We start from the raw sequence: 18,482 nt of genomic DNA, 5'->3' as shown, positions 1-18,482 counted from the left end.
AATTCGCGCTTCGCCCTAGCGGTGGAGCCGGCGTTCGAGGATCGCGTGGGTGGCCGCCGGCACGGCGAACAGGCAGATCGCGAAGATGAACGCGGATCCGATCAGGGCGATCAGCGTGGCGACGAGCGTGGATCCGGTGGGGATGATGAGGGCGAAGAACCGTGCGACGAACGGGATGAGCATGCCGATCACGCCGGCCGCGGCGAAGACGAGGACCATGAGGCCGCGCCAACCGGTGAGCGGGCGGGCAACGCGGGCGAGCACGAACACGCCCATGACGAACAGGATGATCGCCTCGGTGGCGCGCAGACGTGCGAGGTCGGCGGCGTCGGTCACGTTCCAGCCCATGATCGCGGGCAGCGTCCATGCGGTGATGAGCACGGACAGGCCGGTGGCGATGCCGCCCGGCAGCGCGAAGCGCACGACGCGGCTGAGGAAGCCCGGAATGTACTTCCTCGTGTTCGGCGCGAGGGCGAGGATGAACGCGGGCACGCCGATCGTGAGCGCGCCGATGTAGGTGATGTGCCGTGGCAGATACGGGTACGGGATCTGCGTGAGTACCACGCCGAGGGAGATCAGCGCCGAGTAGACGGTCTTGACGAGGAAGAGTCCGGCGACGCGTTCCATGTTGGCCATGACCTGCCGGCCGCGGGCGACCACGTCGGGCAGATGACTGAACTTCGAGTCGACGAGCACGACCTGCGCGACGGCCTTGGTGGCGGGCGCCGCGTTGCCCATAGCGATGCCGAGATCGGCCTGCTTGATGGCGAGCGCGTCGTTGACGCCGTCGCCGGTCATCGCGACCGTGTAGTCGCGCTCGTGAAGCGCGTCGACGATGAGCTTCTTCTGGTCGGGCAGCACGCGGCCGATCACGTCGATGTCCTCGATGAGGCGGCCGAGTTCGGTCGGATCGTCGGGTAGTTCGCGCGCGTCCAGCGTCACGGGTTCGCGCTCTCCCGTCAGCCTGACCCTGCGGGCGATGGCACCGACGGTGACGGGGCTGTCTCCGGAGATGATGCGGCATCGCACGCCCTGTTCGCGGAACCATGCGAGGGTCCTCTCGGCATCCGGGCGGATGCGTTCGGAGCACAGGACGAGCGCGACCGGCTCGGCGTGCGGGTCAAGCGTGGGTTCGTCGGCGTCGGACCGTGCGGTCTCGGCGTTCACGCCGGTTTCGTGCGCGCGGGCGATGAGCAGCACGCGGCTGCCCTGGCCGGCGTACGTGTTGACCTGTTCGAGGATCGCGGCGTGGGCCGCACCTTCGTCGTCGAGGCCGGCAAGGACCACCTCGGGCGCGCCCATGTACCAGGTCTGCGCCGCATGCCCGGCGGTGCTGCCGCTGTCGTTCCCGGCACCGGCGCGCACGATGGCGCTCCACTTGCGCGCCGACGAGAACGGCACGCGACGGGCGACCTCGCCGGGCCCGTAGCCGCGCTCCCTCAGCCCAGCGAGCACGGCCCGACCGGTGGCGTTGGGCTGCTCCTCGTTCGCGAGGTCGTACAGCGCCTGCGCGGCCTCGCGTTCGGTGTCGTTTCCGGACTCGTTCCCGTTCCCGTTCACACCACCCAGCATGACGATTTGCTCGAAGGCGATGCCGCCGTCGGTGATCGTGCCGGTCTTGTCGAGGTTCAGGCAGTCGACGCGAGCCAGCGTCTCCACCGATTCGAGTTCCTGGACGAGGGTCTCGTGGCGTGCGAGCCGCATCGCGGCGACCGCGAAGTTGAGCGAGGTGAGCAGCACGAGTCCCTCGGGGATCATGCCGACGACGCCGGCGACCGCGGAGACCACCGCCTGGCGCCACTGGCCGGTGGCAAGTGCCTCGGACCATCCGCCGACGGCACGCAGCTGCGAGAGGATGAGCAGCACGCACAGCGGCACCACGAGGAACGTCATGAACTTGAGGATCGTGTTGATGCCCTTGTTGAGGTCGGACACGGTCTTGCGGTACACCTTGGCCTTCGCGGTGAGCGTCGCCGCATAGGAGTGCTCCCCCACCGCGGTGACCTTCACGAGCGCCAGTCCCGACACGGCCGTGGACCCGGAATACACGTCGTCGCCCGGCTTCTTGCGCACGGTGCGCGATTCGCCGGTCAGCATCGACTCGTCGACCTCCAGCCCCCAGCTGGAGATGATTTCGGCGTCGGCGGGCACCTGCTCGCCGGATCGGATCCACAGGAGGTCGTCCATGACGATCCCGTCGTGCGCGATCTCGACGTCCCGCCCGTCACGGTGCACGAGATAGTCGGAGGCGACGAGGATGGAGAGCCTGTCGAGCGTGCGCTTCGCCTTCAGCTCGGTGACGATGCCGATGCCCGTGTTGATGATGATCACGAAGCCGAAGACCGCGTCCTTCCACGATCCGGTGGCGAGGACCATGATCATCGCGGCGAGGATGATCCCGTTGAACAGCGTGAACACGTTCGCGCGCACGATGTCCTTGACCGACCGCGACGTCGAGTCCCTCACCCGGTTGACGGCCCCCGCCGCCACCCGCTGCGCCACCTCGTCGCCGGTCAGGCCGGTCTCATCGATCTTCGGCATTTCGCTCATGCTGCTTACCTTACTTGTTTGCTGCCCCTTGAGGTCGGATCGGTGGATACGATGCAACCACGTTCCTTACCTCCTCCCGGACAGACCACTATCACCGAAGTGTGGTGACGACGATCTGACGCTCGTGCGGCTCGTCGTTGAGCACCGTCATCATCGCGTCGTCGATTCTCACGGCGTCGGCGGCGCGGTCGTTGAGGACGAGGGTCGCGGCGTAGAGCGTGGCGTCGTCGGGGGCGTGGACCGGGTTGAGCAGGGCGACGGGGATGCCGGCCTCGCGTGCGGAGCCGAGCGCGGCGTCCCAGCCTAAGGCGTCGGCCGAGACATCAAGGTCGGAGACGACGATGAGGTTGACGACGCGGTCGACCATGTCGCGCACGCCCTGACGCATCACGGCATCGGGATCCTTGGCATCCTTCGCGGAGACGTAGACGGTCTGGATGTCGACGTCGCCCATCGCGTCGAGGACCGGCTCGTCCGCGGCGGCCGTCGGCGATCCGACGAGCGCGATCCTCGCCTCGTTGCGTTGGATGCCGACGTGCGCAACCTCGGGTTGCTTGGTCTGCGTGTCGCCGACGGCCTTGCCGGCCGGCGTGCAGGCGGTCAGTGCGAGGCACGCGGCGGCGCAGGTCACAAGTCCGGCAAGACGCCGCGCGATCACGCCTCGTCCTTGCGGAACAGGGCCACGGTCTCGACGTGGTGGGTCATCGGGTAGATGTCGTAGGCGCGGATGTCGGCGAGCGTGTAGCCGAGCGAAGTCAGCGTGCCGGTGTCGCGCGCGAGGCTGGTCGGATCGCAGGCGATGTAGATGACGGATCGCGGTCCGGCCTCGGCGATCTGACGGCAGACCTTGGCATGGGCGCCGGCGCGCGGCGGGTCGAGGACGACCACGTCGGGGCGGGCGAAGTTCGCGGGCACGTGCGCGAGGGTCCTCGCGACGTCGCCGCAGCGGGCGTCCACGTCGTTGAGGCCCAGTGCGCGCAGGTTGCGCTGCTGGCTCTTGACGGCGGTACGTCCGCCTTCGACGCTGAACACGCGCGTGCGGTCGGTGGTGAGCGTCGCCAGTGGCAGGGTGAACAGGCCGGAGCCGGAGTAGAGGTCCCAGATGACGGCGCAGTCCGCGCCATCGAGCTCGCCGCGGGTCAGGTCGATGACGTGGTTCGCCAGTCCTACGGGCGCCTGGCGGTGGATCTGCCAGAAGCCGTTGGCGTCGACCTCGTACGTGAAGGTGATGCCGGCGACGGTGACCTGTTCGCTGAGCGTTGGGCTGCCGTGGGTGAGATCGCCGTCGACGAGGACGGCGTAGTTGTCGCCGCGCGGCGCGTCGGTGCGCGGTTCGGGCACGGACAGGCGGATCTGCGCACCGGGCGTGAATCCGCCGTCCCACACGCCGGTGGCGGCCGCCACGTCGAGCAGGCCGTTCGTGGCGAGCGGCATCGTGTCGATGGGCACGCGCGTATGGGATCCGCGCCGGCGCATCGACGGGCGTCCCTCGTCGTCGGCGATCATCTCGATGCGGGTTCGCCAGTGCAGTCCGCCGAGCGCCTCATCACCGTCCATGCGTTCGATCGGCACGGTGACGTCGACATGGCCGAGGCGGCTCATCTGCTCGCTGACGGTCACGGCCTTCCATCGAAGCTGCCCGGGCAGGGAGACGTGGACGAGATCCGCGCCGCCGACGCCGCCGCCCATGGCGAGCGGTCCGGCGAGCGGCCATGCGGGGCTGACACGGTCCTCGCTCGCCTCGATGACCTCGACGACCTCCGCGGTCCAGAACCGTTCGTCCCGGTCGTGCGGCTCGTCGAGCACGATGCGTACGAGCTCGCCGGGTAGGGCGAAGCGGACGAAGACGACGCGGCCGTCGATGTGGGCCACGCAACGGCCCTGATCGGCGTATCGTTCGATGCGGACTTCAGCTTCCATGGATTCCTTTTACAGGTTGTGACTTCAGTTATCGGCTTTGGCCTTGGCGGCGGCCTTGTGGCGGTGCAGAGGGGTAGCGATGATGAGATAGCTCACCCAGATGGCGAGCGCCCAGAACGGGATGCCCATGATCAGGCGCGCCACGCCCAGCGCCGCCACGTGATCGGTCAGATACAACGGCACCTGCACCGCCAGTCGCGCCAGGAACAGCCCCATCCACAGGGCGGTGATGATCATGTACGCGCGTTTGAGCGGCTTGTCGTCCATCCAGTCGTGGAACCATGCTCCGAATCGTTCAGTGGGCAGCTGTCGGATGAATTCGATGACGAGGCCGAGACCGGGCACGCGCGCGGCCAGCGAGATGGCGAGCAGCGCCGCGTACCCGGTGTTGGTGAGGAACCCGAACATGTAGTAGTTGCGGGCCTCATGGCTTTTCCACGCCCAGATCAGGCAGATGCCGACGGCGATGAGACCGCTCAGCGCGCCCATCACCGACTGGCGTTGGAGGAGACGGACGATGACCTGGATCACGGCCAGCGCCGCGGAGACGGCGACGGTCAGGTTGAGGTTGTTCGTCGCCACGAACATGACGACGAACAGCACGCCCGGCAGCATCGATTCGATGACGCCGCGCGGCCCGCCGATCGCGTCGATGACGGAGAAGTCCTCATCCGCGCCGGCCGAGGCGAGGGCGCCCAGTCCGGTGCGTTTCTTCTGTTCAGCGTTCGGTACGGCCAAATCCGTGACGATTCCTTCCTTGCATGACCTTGGGTGGATTCGGAGGCGGCCTCAGCGGACTTCGGAGAACATGGGGCCGCGCGAGAGCGTGGTCTTGACCTCCGTCTGCTGGTCCTGGCTCAGCGGTCCGTTCGGACGGGTGGGAACGTCCTTGAGATGCTCCTTGCCGTTCTGCGCCTCGGCGCCGTCGGCGTTCTCGGCGGCCTCCTTGGCGGCCTTGCGCTCGGCCGGGCTGACCGGCGGATGCATCGGGATGAGGTCGCGCGGGGCGAGCGGCTCCTCGCCGCGTTCGACGACGATCTTGGAGAAGAACTCGTTCAAGGCCTTGGTCTCCTCGGCGTCCGGGTCGGTGGCGGCCACGCCGGAGAAGATGCCGCGCAGCATCCAGCGCGGGCCGTCGACGCCGACGATGCGGGTGATGACGGTCCTGCCGGCCTTGACCGCGACGGGCAGCTTGATCTCGGTGCCGAACACGCCCTTGTCGGCGGAGGCGTTCTTGTTGGCCTCGAGGAAGTCGCTCCTCCAGTCCTCCCACAGGCCGAGCGTCTTCGGCGCGGCGTACGCCTCGATCTCGAGGCTGGAGTGCTGGTAGGTGATGGTGGAGCCGAGGATGGCGCGCGTGGCGCGGTTGGCCTTGATTCTCAGCTCGATGTTCTGCATGAACGGCAGGTAGTAGGCGCCGAGGTCGAGATAGTCGTCGTAGTCGGGCACGTCCTCGTCGTTGACGTCCCACGGGCCGCGGTCCTCGCCGCGTCCCACATACTCCTCGCTGGCCTCGGGCAGCGCCTCTGCGGCGGTCTTCTCGGCGGTTTCGCTGTCGGCCTTGGCGGCGGCGTTGGCGGCGGCAGCGGCCTTGGCGTCCTCGTCCTCGGTCTCGGCGGCCTTCTTCTCCGCCTTATCCTTCTTCTTGCCGAATCCGAACAGTCCCATGGTTCCTCATTTCACAGTGTCGTGTCTGACGATTGCAACCCTGCCAAGCCTAGCACCTCGGCTTGGAACTGGCTGGACGCCCGCTTCACGCCGGCTTCACACGTCGTAGGTGACGGTGAGGGGCGCGTGGTCGGACCAGCGCAGATCGTAGGTGGGCGCCTTGTCGATGACGAAGCCGCGCGCGCTCTCGGCGAGCTCCGGGGTGGCGAACTGGTAGTCGATGCGCCAGCCGACGTTGTTGTCGAAGGCGCGTCCGCGCTGGCTCCACCACGTGTACGGCCCCTGGATGTCCCCGGCGAGGTCTCGCATCACGTCGACGAACTCCAGCTCCCCCAGCCACCGGTCCACATAGGCGCGTTCGGCGGGCAGGAATCCGGCGTGCTTCTCGTTGGCCTTGGCGTTCTTGATGTCGAGCGGCGTGTGCGCGATGTTGAAGTCGCCGCACAGCACGGCCTGACGCCCGCCATGCGCCGCCTCGTCGCGCAGGTCGCCCATGCGTATGAGCATCGCGTCGAGGAAACGGTACTTCTGTTCCATCTTGACCGGATCGTCGGCGTTGCCCGCATGCACGTACACGCTGGCGACGGTGATCGTATAGCCCTGCGGGGTGACGACGTCCGCTTCGATCCAGCGGCCCGAGTCGACGTCCTCGTCGAGTCCGGGCAGGCCGTATCGGCGTTGCGTGACGGGCAGGGTGCTCAGCAGTCCCACTCCGGCGCGTCCCTTGACGCGGCATACCTCGTTCATGCGATCGAGTTCGCCGGGGTCGTTGATGCGGCCATGGGTCGCGTATTCGAAGGCGAACGAGTCGAGGATCGGATCGATCTCGTCCTGCGGGGCGCGCACCTCCTGCATGCACCAGACGTCGGGCGTATGCTGCCCGGCCCATGTCTCGACACCCTTGCGCTTGGCCGCGCGGATACCGTTCAGGTTCGAAGTGGTGATCGTGATCATGCGGCTTACTATACAACGCGAAAGCCCCCGTCCGCAGTGGGACGGGGGCTTTCGCGGGGAGGCTCGGAGCCCCTATCAGTCGAGGCCGAGCTGGAGCTTGCCGCCGGGGATGGCGTCAAGCAGATCGCGCGTGTACTGCTTCTGCGGGTGGTTGAACACCTCGTCGGTGGTGGCGTGCTCGACGAGCCTGCCGTGCTGCATGACGACGACCTCGTCGGCGATCTGGCGGACGACCGCGAGATCGTGCGTGATGAACAGGTAGCTCAGACCCTTCTCGGCCTGCAGGTCGTTGAGGAGCCTCAGCACCTGGTCCTGCACGAGCACGTCGAGGGCGGAGACCGCCTCATCGCACACGATGACGTCCGGGTTCAGGGCCATGGCTCGCGCGATGGCGATGCGCTGGCGCTGGCCGCCGGACAGCTCGTTCGGGTAGCGGGTCATCACGGACTCGGGCAGTTCGACCATGTCGAGCAGCTCGCGCACGCGCTTGGTGCGGCTCTTGGCGTCGCCGATCTTGTGGATGCGCAGCGGCTCCTCGATCGAACGGTAGATCGAGTACATCGGGTCGAGCGAGCCATACGGGTTCTGGAAGACCGGCTGCACGTGGCGGCGGAACTCGAGGAGCTTGGCGCCGGTGAACGTCGCGATGTCCTCGCCCTCGTACAGGGCCTTGCCTCCCGTGGGTTCGAGGAGCTTCAGGATCATGTTGGCGACGGTCGATTTGCCGGAGCCGGACTCGCCCACGATCGCGAGCGTGGAGCCGCGCTTGAGCGAGAAGGACACATCGTCGACGGCCTTGAACATCTCCTTGGTGCGCGGGAGCTTGAACTCCTTGGTCAGATGCTCGACGGTGATGATGTTCTCGCTCTTCTCGAGCTTGTCCTCGCCGACCACGTGGTGCTCGAGCAGCGCGTCCGTGTCCTCGCCGCGCTTGTGCGCAGAGATGATGCGCTGGGAGGCGAGCGACGGGGCGGCCGCGACCAGACGCTTGGTGTACGGGTGCTGCGGGTGCTGGAGCACCTCGAGCGACGGACCGGATTCGACGACCTGACCCTTGTACATCACGACGATGTGCTGGGCGCGCTCGGCGGCGAGGCCCAGATCGTGGGTGATGAACAGCACGGCGGTGCCGAGCGAGTCGGTGAGCATGTGCAGGTGGTCGAGGATCTTCTTCTGGACGGTCACGTCGAGCGCGGAGGTCGGCTCGTCGGCGATGAGCAGGTCGGGGCGGCAGGCCAGACCGATGGCGATGAGCGCGCGCTGGCGCATGCCGCCGGAGAACTCGTGCGGGTACTGGCGGGCGCGGGTGGCCGCGTCGGGCAGGCCGGCCTCGGACAGCAGGCCCGCGATGCGGTCGTCGAGCGTGGAGCCGGTGACGTGGGCCTTGGCGATGGACCACGCCTTGTCGTCGTTCACGCCGGCCTTGATGAGGTCGTTGGCGACGCGCCAGCGGGTCTCGGAACCGGGCACCCATTCGCTCTCGAAGTGCTTGACCGCCTTCTCGGCGGCCTCGCCGGTGATGCCGGCATCGGTGAGGGCCTGCTTGGCCGCGTCCATCAGGGCGGGCAGCTCGGCGGAGCCGATGAAGGTCTCGTCCTCGTTGCCCTTGAGCTCGACGGCGGAGTCCTCGTCGGCCAGCGCCTTGGCGAGGGCGGAGCGCTTCTCGTGCGCCACGTCCATGTTGTTGGCCTTGAGCGCCTCCTTGACCTGCGTGCCGATGCGGTACACCGGGTTCAGGTTGCTCATCGGGTCCTGGGGCACAAGGCCCATCTTGTCACCGCGCAGCTTGTCGAAGTCCTTGGGCTTGAGACCCGTGAGCTCCTTGCCTTCGAGCTTGATGGAGCCGCCGACCACGTGACCGGTGCCGGGCAGCAGGCCGAGCACGGCCATGGCGGAGGTGGACTTGCCGGAACCGGACTCGCCCACGATGGCCACCCACTGGCCGGGGTAGACGGAGAAGGAGGCGTCGCGCACGGCGTGCACGGCCTTCTTCTCGTCGGTGGTGAAGTCGATCGCGAGGTTCTTGACCTCGAGCAGCGGGCCCTGGGCCTTCTGCATCTCGACGATCTTGGCGTCGTTCGTGTTTTCCATGTTGTTTTGCCTACCTCACACTCAGGCCGTACGGCTCTTCGGGTCGAGCGCGTCCTTGACGGCGTCGCCCATCATGATGAAGCTCAGGACGGTGATGGCCAGGGCGACGGACGGATAGAACAGCACCATCGGGTTGGTCATCAGGTTGACCTGCGCCTGGGAGATGTCGCCACCCCAGCTGACGACCGTGGTCGGCAGACCGAGGCCGAGGAAGCTCAGCGTGGCCTCCGAGACGATGAACGAGCCGAGGGACGTGGTGCCGATGACGATGATCGGCGCCAGGGCGTTGGGGATGATGTGGCTGAACAGGTTCCTCATCGGGGTCGAGCCGAGGGCGGTCGAGGCGGTGTTGAACTCGAGGTTCTTGGCCTCCATCACCGAGCCGCGGGCGATACGTGCGGTGGACACCCAGCCGAAGAGGGCGAGGACGAAGACGACCTTCCAGATGGAGGAGGAGGTGCGGAACATCTGCAGGACCACGATCGCGCCCAGCAGGAACGGGATCGAGTAGAAGATGTCGATGATGCGGCTCAGAACCGCATCGACCCAGCCGCCGAAGAAGCCGGCGACCGCGCCGATCAGCGTGCCGATGATGACGACGATGATCGTGGTCAGCAGGCCCACGGACAGCGAGGTGCGCGTGCCGTAGATGGTGCGGGCGAACACGTCGCAGCCCTGGAAGTCATAGCCGAACGGATGTCCGGCCTCCGGTTCGGCCAGCGAGTTGTCGAGGTTGCAGTACTTCGGATCGATCTTCGTGAACACGCCCGGGAAGAGCGCGATGAAGATGATGAAGACGATGAGGATGCCGGAGACGATGAACAGCGGGTTCTTGCGCAGCGTGCGCCACGCGTCGGACCACATGCTCGAGGCCGGGGCGGATTCGTCGACCTTGTCGACGTCCTGCAGCGGCGTCTCGTCGAGCGGGGCGACGTAGCGCTCCTGTCCGGGCAACGGCTCGTAGGAGAGGTTCTGGTTGTTGTCGGTCATGATATGAATCTCCTCCCTGTCACTCGTAACGGATGCGCGGGTCGAGTGCCGCGTACAGCAGGTCGACGAGCAGGTTGCAGATCACGAAGACCAGCAGCAGCAGCGTGACGATGGAGACCACGAGGTTGCCTTCGCCCTTGAGGATCGACTGGTAGGTCAGGAAGCCGACGCCGTGGATGTTGAAGATCTGTTCGGTGATCATCGCGCCGCCCATCAGGGCGCCGAGATCCTGGCCGAGGTACGTGACGACGGGGATCAGGGAGTTGCGCAGCACGTGACGGACCATCACGGAGCCGTTCGACATGCCCTTGGCGCGCGCGGTACGCACGTAGTCCAAAGCGATGTTCGAGGAGATCTCGGAGCGGGTCAGTCGGATGATGTACGCCATCGAGACCGAACCCAGCACCATCGCGGGGAAGAGCAGCTCGGTGAACGTGGCGTCGGCGCTGGCGGTCACGGGGATGAGGCTCCACTGGATGCCCAGGAAGTACTGGCCCGCAAAGCCGGTGACGAAGGTCGGCACGGAGATGAGCAGCAGGGAGATGATGAGGATCACCGAGTCGTACCACTTGCCCTTCTTGAGGCCCGAGATGATGCCGAAGACCACGCCGAAGACCGCCTCGAAGCAGAAGGCCATCAGGGCGAGCTTGATGGTGACCGGGAAGGCGCGGCCGATCTCGTCGATGACCGGCTGACCGGCGAAGGTGTTGCCGAAGTCCAGCGTGAACGCGTTCTTGAGGAACAGCAGGTACTGGATGATGAACGGCTTGTCGAGGTTGTATTCGGCGCGGATCTGGGCTGCGACCGCTTCGTTGACCGGCTTGTCTCCGAACATCGCCTTGACCGGATCGCCCGGCAATGCGAAGACGAGAGCATAGACCAACAGGGTCGCACCGAGAACCACGGGGATCATCTGCAGAATGCGTCGCAGAAGATATTTGCCCATCGGTTTCTCCTTGAATTCTTTCGGACCGGTCTTTCATCGCCCTGACTCGCCGCGCCGTTGTGCGGGAAGGCATGCCAAAGCGCCCAGCCGGTCGCTAAGTACCCCGTAAGTTTACCCTACGGGTTGACACGAATGTTTCACGAAGGTGAATCGGAGCTTACAACGGGACGGTACGGACATAGCAAAAGGGTCGGAACCCTTGCGGATTCCGACCCTTTTTACGATTCCATTGGGGAATCAGGTCAGGCGAGCATCACGCTCACTTGGAGAGCTCCTCGTAGACCGGCAGGTTCTGCCAGTTCATCTCGAAGCCCTTGACGCCGGTCGCGGCCACGCCGTCGGCGTTGGAGTAGTACAGCGGGATGGCCGGCAGCTGCTGGAGCAGGATCTCCTGGGACTGCTGGTAGAGCTTGTTGGCTTCCTCGGTGGTCTTGGCGGCGTAGGCCTCGTCCATCAGCTTGTCGAAGTCGGCGTTCTTGTAGTCGCCGTCGTTGGAGCCGTTGCCGTCCGCGGCGGCGGAGGCGTACAGCTGGAACAGGTAGTTCTCCGGGGACGGGTAGTCCGGCTGCCAGCCGGTGCGGAAGGCACCCTTGATCTGGCGGTTGGTGACGGCGTTGCGGAACTCCTGGAACGTCGGCATCGGGTTGGTGGCGACGTTGATGCCCAGGTTGTTCTTGAGCTGGTTGACGATGGCGTCGTAGATCGGCTTGGCGCCGCCGTCGGCGTTGTAGGAGAAGGTCAGCTGGCCGTCGTACTTGGAGATGGCGTCGGCCTTGGCCCACAGCTCCTTGGCCTTGGAGGCATTGAACTTGAGGTTCTCGGAGCCCTTGAGGGAGTCGGAGTAGCCCGGGGTGAGCGGGGAGGTGAATTCGACGGCCGGGGTGCCGATGCCGCCGAGGACCTTCTCGACGAGCTGCTCGCGGTCAATGGCCATGGAGATGGCCTGACGACGCAGCTGGCCCTCCTCGGTGTTGGTCTGGAAGTGCTCGAGGTTGGACGGGATGGTGAAGGTCTGGGAGACGGAGCCGGCCTTGTTGTAGGCCTGGACCTTCGGGTTCTTCTGGAAGGTCTTGGTGGCGGAGGCCGGGACGGACTCCATCACGTCGAGGTTGCCGGACTGGATGTCGGCGTAGGCGGAGGTGTCGGACGTGTAGATCTTGAAGTTGATGCCGTCGTTCTTCGGCACGTCATTGCCCTTGTAGTCGGGGTTCTTGACGAGGTCGATCTCCTTGTTGTGATCCCACTTGGAGAACTTGTACGGGCCGTTGCCGACCGGGGCCTCGCCGAAGGCCTTCGGGTCCTTGTAGAAGGACTCCGGCAGCGGGGCGAACGCCAGGTAGCCGACCTTGATCGGGAAGGTGGCGTCCGGCTGGGCCATGTCGACGGTGAAGGTCTTGTCGTCCACGACCTTCAGGCCGGAGAGCTGCTCGTCGCCCTTGAGGCCGTCGGTCTTCTGCAGATCGTCGTAGCCGGCGATGGTGGAGAAGAAGGAGGAGGCCTTCTGGGCGTTCTTCGCGTTGGCGGTGTAGCTCCAGGCCTTGGTGAAGGACTCGGCGGTCACGTCGGTGCCGTCGGTGAACTTCCAGCCATCCTTGAGCTTGATGGTGTACTGGGTGGCGTCGTCGTTCGGCGTGATGGACTCGGCGACCTCGTTGGAGGCGTTGCCCTTGGCGTCGAAGGAGACGAGGCGGGCGAACAGCAGGTCGCCCGGCTTGCCGCCGCCGGTCTCGTTGGTGTTGCCCGGGATCAGCGGGTTCTGAGGCTCGGAGGCGTAGACGTTGAGCACGTTCGCGCCGCTCTTGGCGCTCGACGTGGAGCTGCTGTTGCTCGAGGAGCCGCAGCCGGCCACCAGGGTCGCGACGGCGCACACGGCCGCGGCGATCGCGAAGGCTTTCTTCTTCATCATTGATGTTCTCCTGTTCATCCTGCGGATGCGTGGTTCGCATCCGCCCGGTGCGCTGGAAAACGCACCGCAATGTGCAAGGGGGTCGCGCGCGGATCGCTCCGCGTACCACCCCCTTGCTGATCGCGGTCCATTGTGCCGCGTTCTGGAGACAGCACGTTACCAAATTATGGATATTCTGTGAATACAGACTGGGTTGTTTGCGTTAACGGAGGGATTTCGGGGGTGGGTCTGCTCCCGCAATATGCAGTGCCCGACACACTCAAGGCCGTTCGGCCAAGCCTACGGTCGGGCACTGCATATTGCGGGAGCAGACCCGCTCGGATAGGGCCTCTCCGTTGACGCAAACTGGGAGCGCGGGGGCTTTAAGCCCTTGGAAATGCTTGGGTGTAGCGGGCTTTGAGCTGTTCTATGGAGACGTGGGTGTAGCGCTGCGTGGTCTTGAGGGAGGCGTGGCCCAGCATCTCCTGGACCTCGCGCAGGTCCGCTCCCCCGTCGAGCAGATGGGTGGCCGCGGAATGTCTCAACGCATGAGGTCCAATATCTGGAACGCCCGCCCTTCTCGACTCCCTGTGGACCACCTCGCGGACGACCCGCTGGTTGATGCGGCCACCGCGCACGCCGAGGAAGAGGGCGGTTCGCGTATCGCCGGCACGCGCACCGTCATCGGATCCATGCAGGACCTGCGGACGCCCCTCCTCGATCCAGCGGATGAGCGCCCGGGCGGCTGGAGCGCCGAAGGGGACGACACGTTGTTTATTTCCCTTGCCGGTGACGCGCATCGTGCGGTTGGAGAAATCGACGTCATTCATGTCGAGGCCGACGAGTTCGGCGACGCGGATGCCCGTCGCGTACAGGGTCTCGAGCATCGCGGCGTCCCGCAGGCGGATGGCGGTTGGACGATTGTCCTTCGGCACCGTCTCGCCTGCATGAGTCGTCGGATCCCGTCCCTGTGCCTCGGCGTCGGCGTCATCCATCATCCGCGCGGCCTGCGCCTTGGTGAGCACCGTGGGCAGCACGGCGGGGATCTTCGGCGTCGCGAGAGCGGCGGCAGGGTCGGTCGCGATCACGCCGTGGTCATAGGCCCAGGAGAAGAACGAACGAACGGCTACGACCTTGCGCGCCATGCTGGAACGGGCGTGGGTGCGCGACTCGTGGGCCATCCAGCTGCGCAGATCGTCCGGCGTGATCTCCCTGAGATCGTTCACCCCGCGCAGGGCGAGGATGTGCAGACACTCGTCCACATCGGCCAGATACGCTCTGAGCGTATTGGCGCTCAGTCCCTTGTTCGCCTTGAGGAAGGTGGCGTAGGCGTTCAGGTGATCTTCGAGGCCGTGCCCGTCGGATCCGGCATCGGGAAAACGGTCATCAACACCCATACTTGCCCCTTTCCGCAGTGATTACGGCACCGGTCCGGTCAGATACCGGTCAGTTAGACTATAACCGTTCGGACAACAGGGGAACCCGGGCAACACAGCGGGCACTGAGGAAGGCGAAGGCACCATGGCACGGCATGCGGCGAAAGCAACGAAGGCAACGGGACGACGCAGCGCGAGAACGGTGACGGGATCGGGGATGATCCGACCCGCATCCGCTACGGCACAGACGGAACGCGGATCGCAGACGACGTCGTCCGGTCGCGACGTCAGCCCCGCCTCCGACGACACCGTCGTGGCCCGTGCGATCGATCTGACGAAGACGTACGGCGAGCGCGATTCGCAGGTCGTGGCGCTCGACCATGTGAACGTCGAGTTCACGCGCGGCGAGATGACCGCGATCATGGGCCCGTCCGGTTCGGGCAAGTCGACGCTGATGCACTGCATGGCAGGTCTCGATCAGCCGACGTCGGGCAAGGTGATCGTCGAGGGGCTTGAGGTGTCGTCGATGAACCAGCGTCAGCTGACGAAGCTGAGGCGTGAGCAGATCGGCTTCATCTTCCAGTCGTTCAATCTGGTGCCGACGCTCACGGCCGAGGAGAACATCCTCCTGCCGTTGCAGATCGCGAAGCGTCCGATCGACCGCGCATGGTTCGACAAAGTCGTCGACGTGGTCGGACTGCGACCGAGGCTCACGCACCGGCCGAGCCAGCTCTCCGGCGGCCAGCAGCAGCGCGTCGCGTGCGCCCGCGCGATCATGGCCCGTCCGGCGGTGATCTTCGCCGACGAGCCGACCGGCAATCTCGACTCGCGTTCCAGCAGGGAGGTGCTGGGCTTCCTCAAGGACTCCGTGCGCGAGTACGGGCAGACCATCGTGATGGTCACGCACGACCCGCGCGCCGCCTCGTACGCGGATCGCGTGCTCGTGCTCGCCGACGGGCGAATCACCCGCGATCTGAAGCACCCCAGCTATGAGGAGATCCTCGACGTGTTCGTCACGGAGGGCGACGAGGACGCGGCTCGCACGTCCGACGATGTCGCGACCGGCACGGAGGATCGCGCATGATCCGCATCGGTCTGCGTGACGCACGCGCGCATCTCCCCCGGTTCGTGATGTCGATCATCGCGATCGCATTGGGCGTGTCCTTCGTCGTCGGCTCGTTCTGCTTCCGCGAGATGATGAACGATCAGGTCGACCAGATGATGGGATCGAACACCGACCACGACGTGTACGTGCGCGGCACCGTGGAGAAGAAGGACGAATCGTCCGACCAATCATCCTCATCCGACTCGTCCGGCTCGTCGCTCAAGACGTACAACGACATCGACGACGCGCTGGTCGACGACGTCGCCGCGGTGGACGGCGTGAAGACCGCCGAGGTCACGTATTCGGTGTCGGGTTCGCTCGTGCTGGTCAGGAAGGACGGCAACGCGGTCTCCACGATGGGCTCGCCGACGATGGGCATCGGCCTGGCGAAGGGCACATGGCGTTCCGCGCATCTGACTCAAGGCCGTTGGGCGCGGAACGACGGCGAGATCGCCCTGCACGCGTTCGCCGCCGAGACGGCCGGACTCAAGGTCGGCGACACGACGAAGCTCGTCTACCCGTCGGGCCCGAAGGATGTGCGGGTCGTCGGCGTGTTCGACACGGACTCCTCGCAGGCGGGCGCGATCATCATCGGACTCGCGCCCGATGTGGCGAAATCCCTGTATCAGGAGAAGACCGGTGAAATCGGCACCACGCAGTACATCGGCGTGTACGGTTCGGCGAACGGCGGCGCACCGCTGAGCGACGAGCAGCAGCGGGAGCTCGCGGATCGTATCAATAAGGTGCTGCCCGCCGGCTCCAAGGCGACGGCCGTGACCGGCGACCAGCTGCGCGACGAGTATTCGCAGGCCATCAAGGACCAGCTCGGCTTCATCCAGCCGCTGATCCTGATCTTCGCGGTGATCGCCCTGTTCGTCGGTTCGTTCATCATCGCGAACACGTTCTCGATGATCGTGCGCGAGTCGATGCGCGGCTACGCGCTGCTGCGCTCGGTGGGCGCCTCCCCCGCACAGGTGTTCTCCACGGTGATCATCCAGGCGCTGCTGTTGGGCGTCGTCGGCTCGGCGGCCGGCATCGGGCTCGGCTGGGGCATGGTGAAGCTGATCGTCGCCGGCATGGCGCGCATGGGCACGCCGATGAGCGGTGCGGCCACCCCGAGCGTCACCGACATGCTCGCCGGGCTCGTGGTGGGCATTCTGGTCACGCTTGTCGGTGCCGCCTTGCCGGCCCGGCGCGCGGCGATGGCCCCGCCGATCCAGGCGATGAACGAGACCGTGAATCCGGAGAAGCCGGTGTGGCCGCGCGGCGTGACGGGATTGGTGATGATCGCGCTGGGCGTCATCTCGTGGATGTTCTGCGCGGCGATCGCCGCGGCAGGCGACGACGGCGACCCGACCCCGGTCGCGTTCCTCAACGATCTAGCCTCCCAGTACGGCACCGGCTGGCCGCTCGGCATCGGCGCCGGTCTCATCGTCATCGGCGTGATCGTGCTCGCCCCGGCGCTGGTCGGCCCGGTGGGCGCGGTGCTCGGCTGGATCCCCTCGCACGTATTCCCGGTGACCGGCCGCCTCGCCACGCGCAATCTGGCAAGGCAGAAGCGCCGCACGGCGAACACGGCGGCCTCCCTGTTCGTCGGCGTCGCGATCGTCAGCTGCCTCGGCGTGGTCGCCTCGTCGGCGAAGGCGTCGGTCGCGGGCATCGTCGACACGGGCCTGAAGTCCGATTTCACCGCGATGTCCGCGTCGTCGGGGCGCATCCCGGATGACGCGGTCACAGCGATCGAGGGCACCGAAGGCGTGGCGTCGGTATCGCGCAGCCGCATGCTCATGGGCGTGACGTATGGCACGGGAGACGACAAGACGCAGGCGATGACGTTCGCGGAACAGCCGTCTTTGTTCGCGAAGGTGTTCGCGCCCGTCACCAATTCCGGTGACGCCGATCGGGCGCTGCGCGCCGGCGAACTCGTCGTCGGGCTCACCGTGGCGCAGGACAACGGCTGGAAGGTCGGCGACACGGTCCGGGTCAACGGCAAACAGGTCGTCGTCGACGAGGAGGCGACCGCCAAGGCGCAGGCCGACTATCAGGCGCAGGTCCAGCAGCAGGTCGCCGGATTGCAGGCCGAGGCGCAGCGTCTGCTCGCCGCGGGCGACCGCGCTGGCGCGCAGGCCAAGTCGGCCGAGGCGCAGCAGGCCGCCGAGGACGCGCAGCACGTCGACCCGTCGACGCTCGTCAAGACGAAGACCGAGACCACGCATCGAGATGTGAAGGTCGGGGCGATCATCGAGAACTCCGTCTACCGTTCGATGGTGCTCATGAACGACTCGCTGGCCGAGAAGCTCGCCAACGACTACACGATGTTCACGATCATGCTGTTCATCAACGCCGACCACGGCGCGGACGTGACCGCGGTCAAGGAGCGGCTCGTCAAGGCGGTCAAGCCGTTCTACGTAATCACCGTGCAGGACCGCGACGAGTTCAAGTCGTCGATGAGCTCGATGGTCGACCAGATCCTCATCATCCTGTACGCGCTACTCGCCCTGTCGATCGTGATCGCCGTGTTCGGCATCGTGAACACTTTGGCGTTGAGCGTGTCGGAGCGCACGAGGGAGATCGGCCTGTTGCGGGCGATCGGTACGTCACGCGGTCAGGTGCGCGGCATGCTCGCGATCGAGGCGTCGCTGATCGCCGTGCTCGGCACGCTGCTCGGCCTCGTCGTCGGCGTCGGCGCGGGCGCGGTCATCCAGCGGGTGTACCAGTCCAACGGTCTGGAATGGCTCGCGGTGCCGTGGGACCAGCTGGGCGTGTTCCTCGCGCTGTCGATCGTCGTGGGCGTCATCGCCGCGCTGCCACCGGCGCGCCGCGCGCTGAAGGTCCCTGTCCTCGACGCCGTCGCCACCGACTGACTTGAAAAGGATTTCGAGAGAACCTGACGCTGGGACTCAGCCAGTGTCGGGTTCTCTCGGGATATGGGGTGTTTTCGAGAGAACCTGACGCTGAGAATCGGTGAGTGACGGTGCTTCTCGTGACGGTTCTTCT

At 66.1% G+C, this 18,482-nt stretch carries 13 protein-coding genes; 2 read left to right on the top strand and 11 right to left on the bottom strand.

Going from position 1 to position 18,482, the window contains the following annotated elements; translation table 11 throughout:
- Positions 1-15: 15 nt before the first annotated feature.
- The 11 genes from EMB92_RS00355 to EMB92_RS00305 form a co-directional block, all read right to left on the bottom strand.
- Positions 16-2,541: a cation-translocating P-type ATPase gene (locus tag EMB92_RS00355; RefSeq protein ID WP_052119002.1), complete on the bottom strand. Its 2,526-nt coding sequence runs from the start codon at positions 2,539-2,541 to the stop codon at positions 16-18.
- Positions 2,542-2,641: 100 nt separating this feature from the next.
- Positions 2,642-3,208 carry a type 1 periplasmic-binding domain-containing protein gene (locus EMB92_RS00350; protein ID WP_052118984.1) on the bottom strand — a complete coding sequence of 189 codons (567 nt, stop codon included), beginning with the start codon at positions 3,206-3,208 and terminating at the stop codon, positions 2,642-2,644.
- Positions 3,205-4,470, bottom strand: coding sequence for a class I SAM-dependent RNA methyltransferase (locus EMB92_RS00345; RefSeq protein ID WP_043164264.1), 1,266 nt, complete (start codon positions 4,468-4,470; stop codon positions 3,205-3,207). The genes EMB92_RS00350 and EMB92_RS00345 overlap by 4 nt, the downstream gene beginning before the upstream one ends.
- Positions 4,471-4,494: 24 nt before the next feature.
- Positions 4,495-5,208: a DUF3159 domain-containing protein gene (locus tag EMB92_RS00340; RefSeq protein ID WP_043164266.1), complete on the bottom strand. Its 714-nt coding sequence runs from the start codon at positions 5,206-5,208 to the stop codon at positions 4,495-4,497.
- Between the two features lie 51 nt (positions 5,209-5,259).
- Positions 5,260-6,138 (bottom strand): DUF3710 domain-containing protein, encoded by an 879-nt coding sequence (locus EMB92_RS00335; protein ID WP_043164268.1) that lies wholly within the window; start codon positions 6,136-6,138, stop codon positions 5,260-5,262.
- 96 nt (positions 6,139-6,234) lie between these two features.
- Positions 6,235-7,092, bottom strand: a complete 858-nt coding sequence (locus EMB92_RS00330; RefSeq protein ID WP_150393405.1) for an exodeoxyribonuclease III — start codon at positions 7,090-7,092, stop codon at positions 6,235-6,237.
- 75 nt (positions 7,093-7,167) lie between these two features.
- Positions 7,168-9,183 carry a dipeptide ABC transporter ATP-binding protein gene (locus tag EMB92_RS00325; RefSeq protein WP_150393404.1) on the bottom strand — a complete coding sequence of 672 codons (2,016 nt, stop codon included), beginning with the start codon at positions 9,181-9,183 and terminating at the stop codon, positions 7,168-7,170.
- A 21-nt stretch (positions 9,184-9,204) separates the two neighbouring features.
- Positions 9,205-10,173 carry an ABC transporter permease gene (locus tag EMB92_RS00320; RefSeq protein WP_150393403.1) on the bottom strand — a complete coding sequence of 323 codons (969 nt, stop codon included), beginning with the start codon at positions 10,171-10,173 and terminating at the stop codon, positions 9,205-9,207.
- 19 nt (positions 10,174-10,192) lie between these two features.
- Entirely contained in the window at positions 10,193-11,119 is a 927-nt protein-coding gene (locus EMB92_RS00315; protein ID WP_150393402.1) for an ABC transporter permease, read from the bottom strand.
- 259 nt (positions 11,120-11,378) lie between these two features.
- Complete coding sequence (locus EMB92_RS00310) at positions 11,379-13,022, bottom strand: peptide ABC transporter substrate-binding protein (RefSeq protein ID WP_150393885.1); 1,644 nt, start codon at positions 13,020-13,022, stop codon at positions 11,379-11,381.
- Positions 13,023-13,387: 365 nt separating this feature from the next.
- Positions 13,388-14,401: a tyrosine recombinase XerC gene (locus EMB92_RS00305; protein ID WP_150393401.1), complete on the bottom strand. Its 1,014-nt coding sequence runs from the start codon at positions 14,399-14,401 to the stop codon at positions 13,388-13,390.
- A 196-nt stretch (positions 14,402-14,597) separates the two neighbouring features.
- Here EMB92_RS00305 and EMB92_RS00300 point away from each other — a divergent pair, with 196 nt between their 5' ends.
- Both EMB92_RS00300 and EMB92_RS00295 read left to right on the top strand, forming a co-directional pair.
- Positions 14,598-15,464, top strand: a complete 867-nt coding sequence (locus EMB92_RS00300) for an ABC transporter ATP-binding protein (RefSeq protein WP_150393400.1) — start codon at positions 14,598-14,600, stop codon at positions 15,462-15,464.
- On the top strand, positions 15,461-18,349 hold the full coding sequence (locus EMB92_RS00295; RefSeq protein ID WP_150393399.1) for an ABC transporter permease: 2,889 nt from the start codon (positions 15,461-15,463) through the stop codon (positions 18,347-18,349). The genes EMB92_RS00300 and EMB92_RS00295 overlap by 4 nt, the downstream gene beginning before the upstream one ends.
- Positions 18,350-18,482: the final 133 nt, after the last annotated feature.

The sequence above is a fragment of the Bifidobacterium callitrichos genome (assembly GCF_008698085.1).
GTDB classification, from domain to species: Bacteria; Actinomycetota; Actinomycetes; order Actinomycetales; family Bifidobacteriaceae; genus Bifidobacterium; species Bifidobacterium callitrichos.
This window is presented reverse-complemented; position numbering and strand designations above follow the sequence as displayed.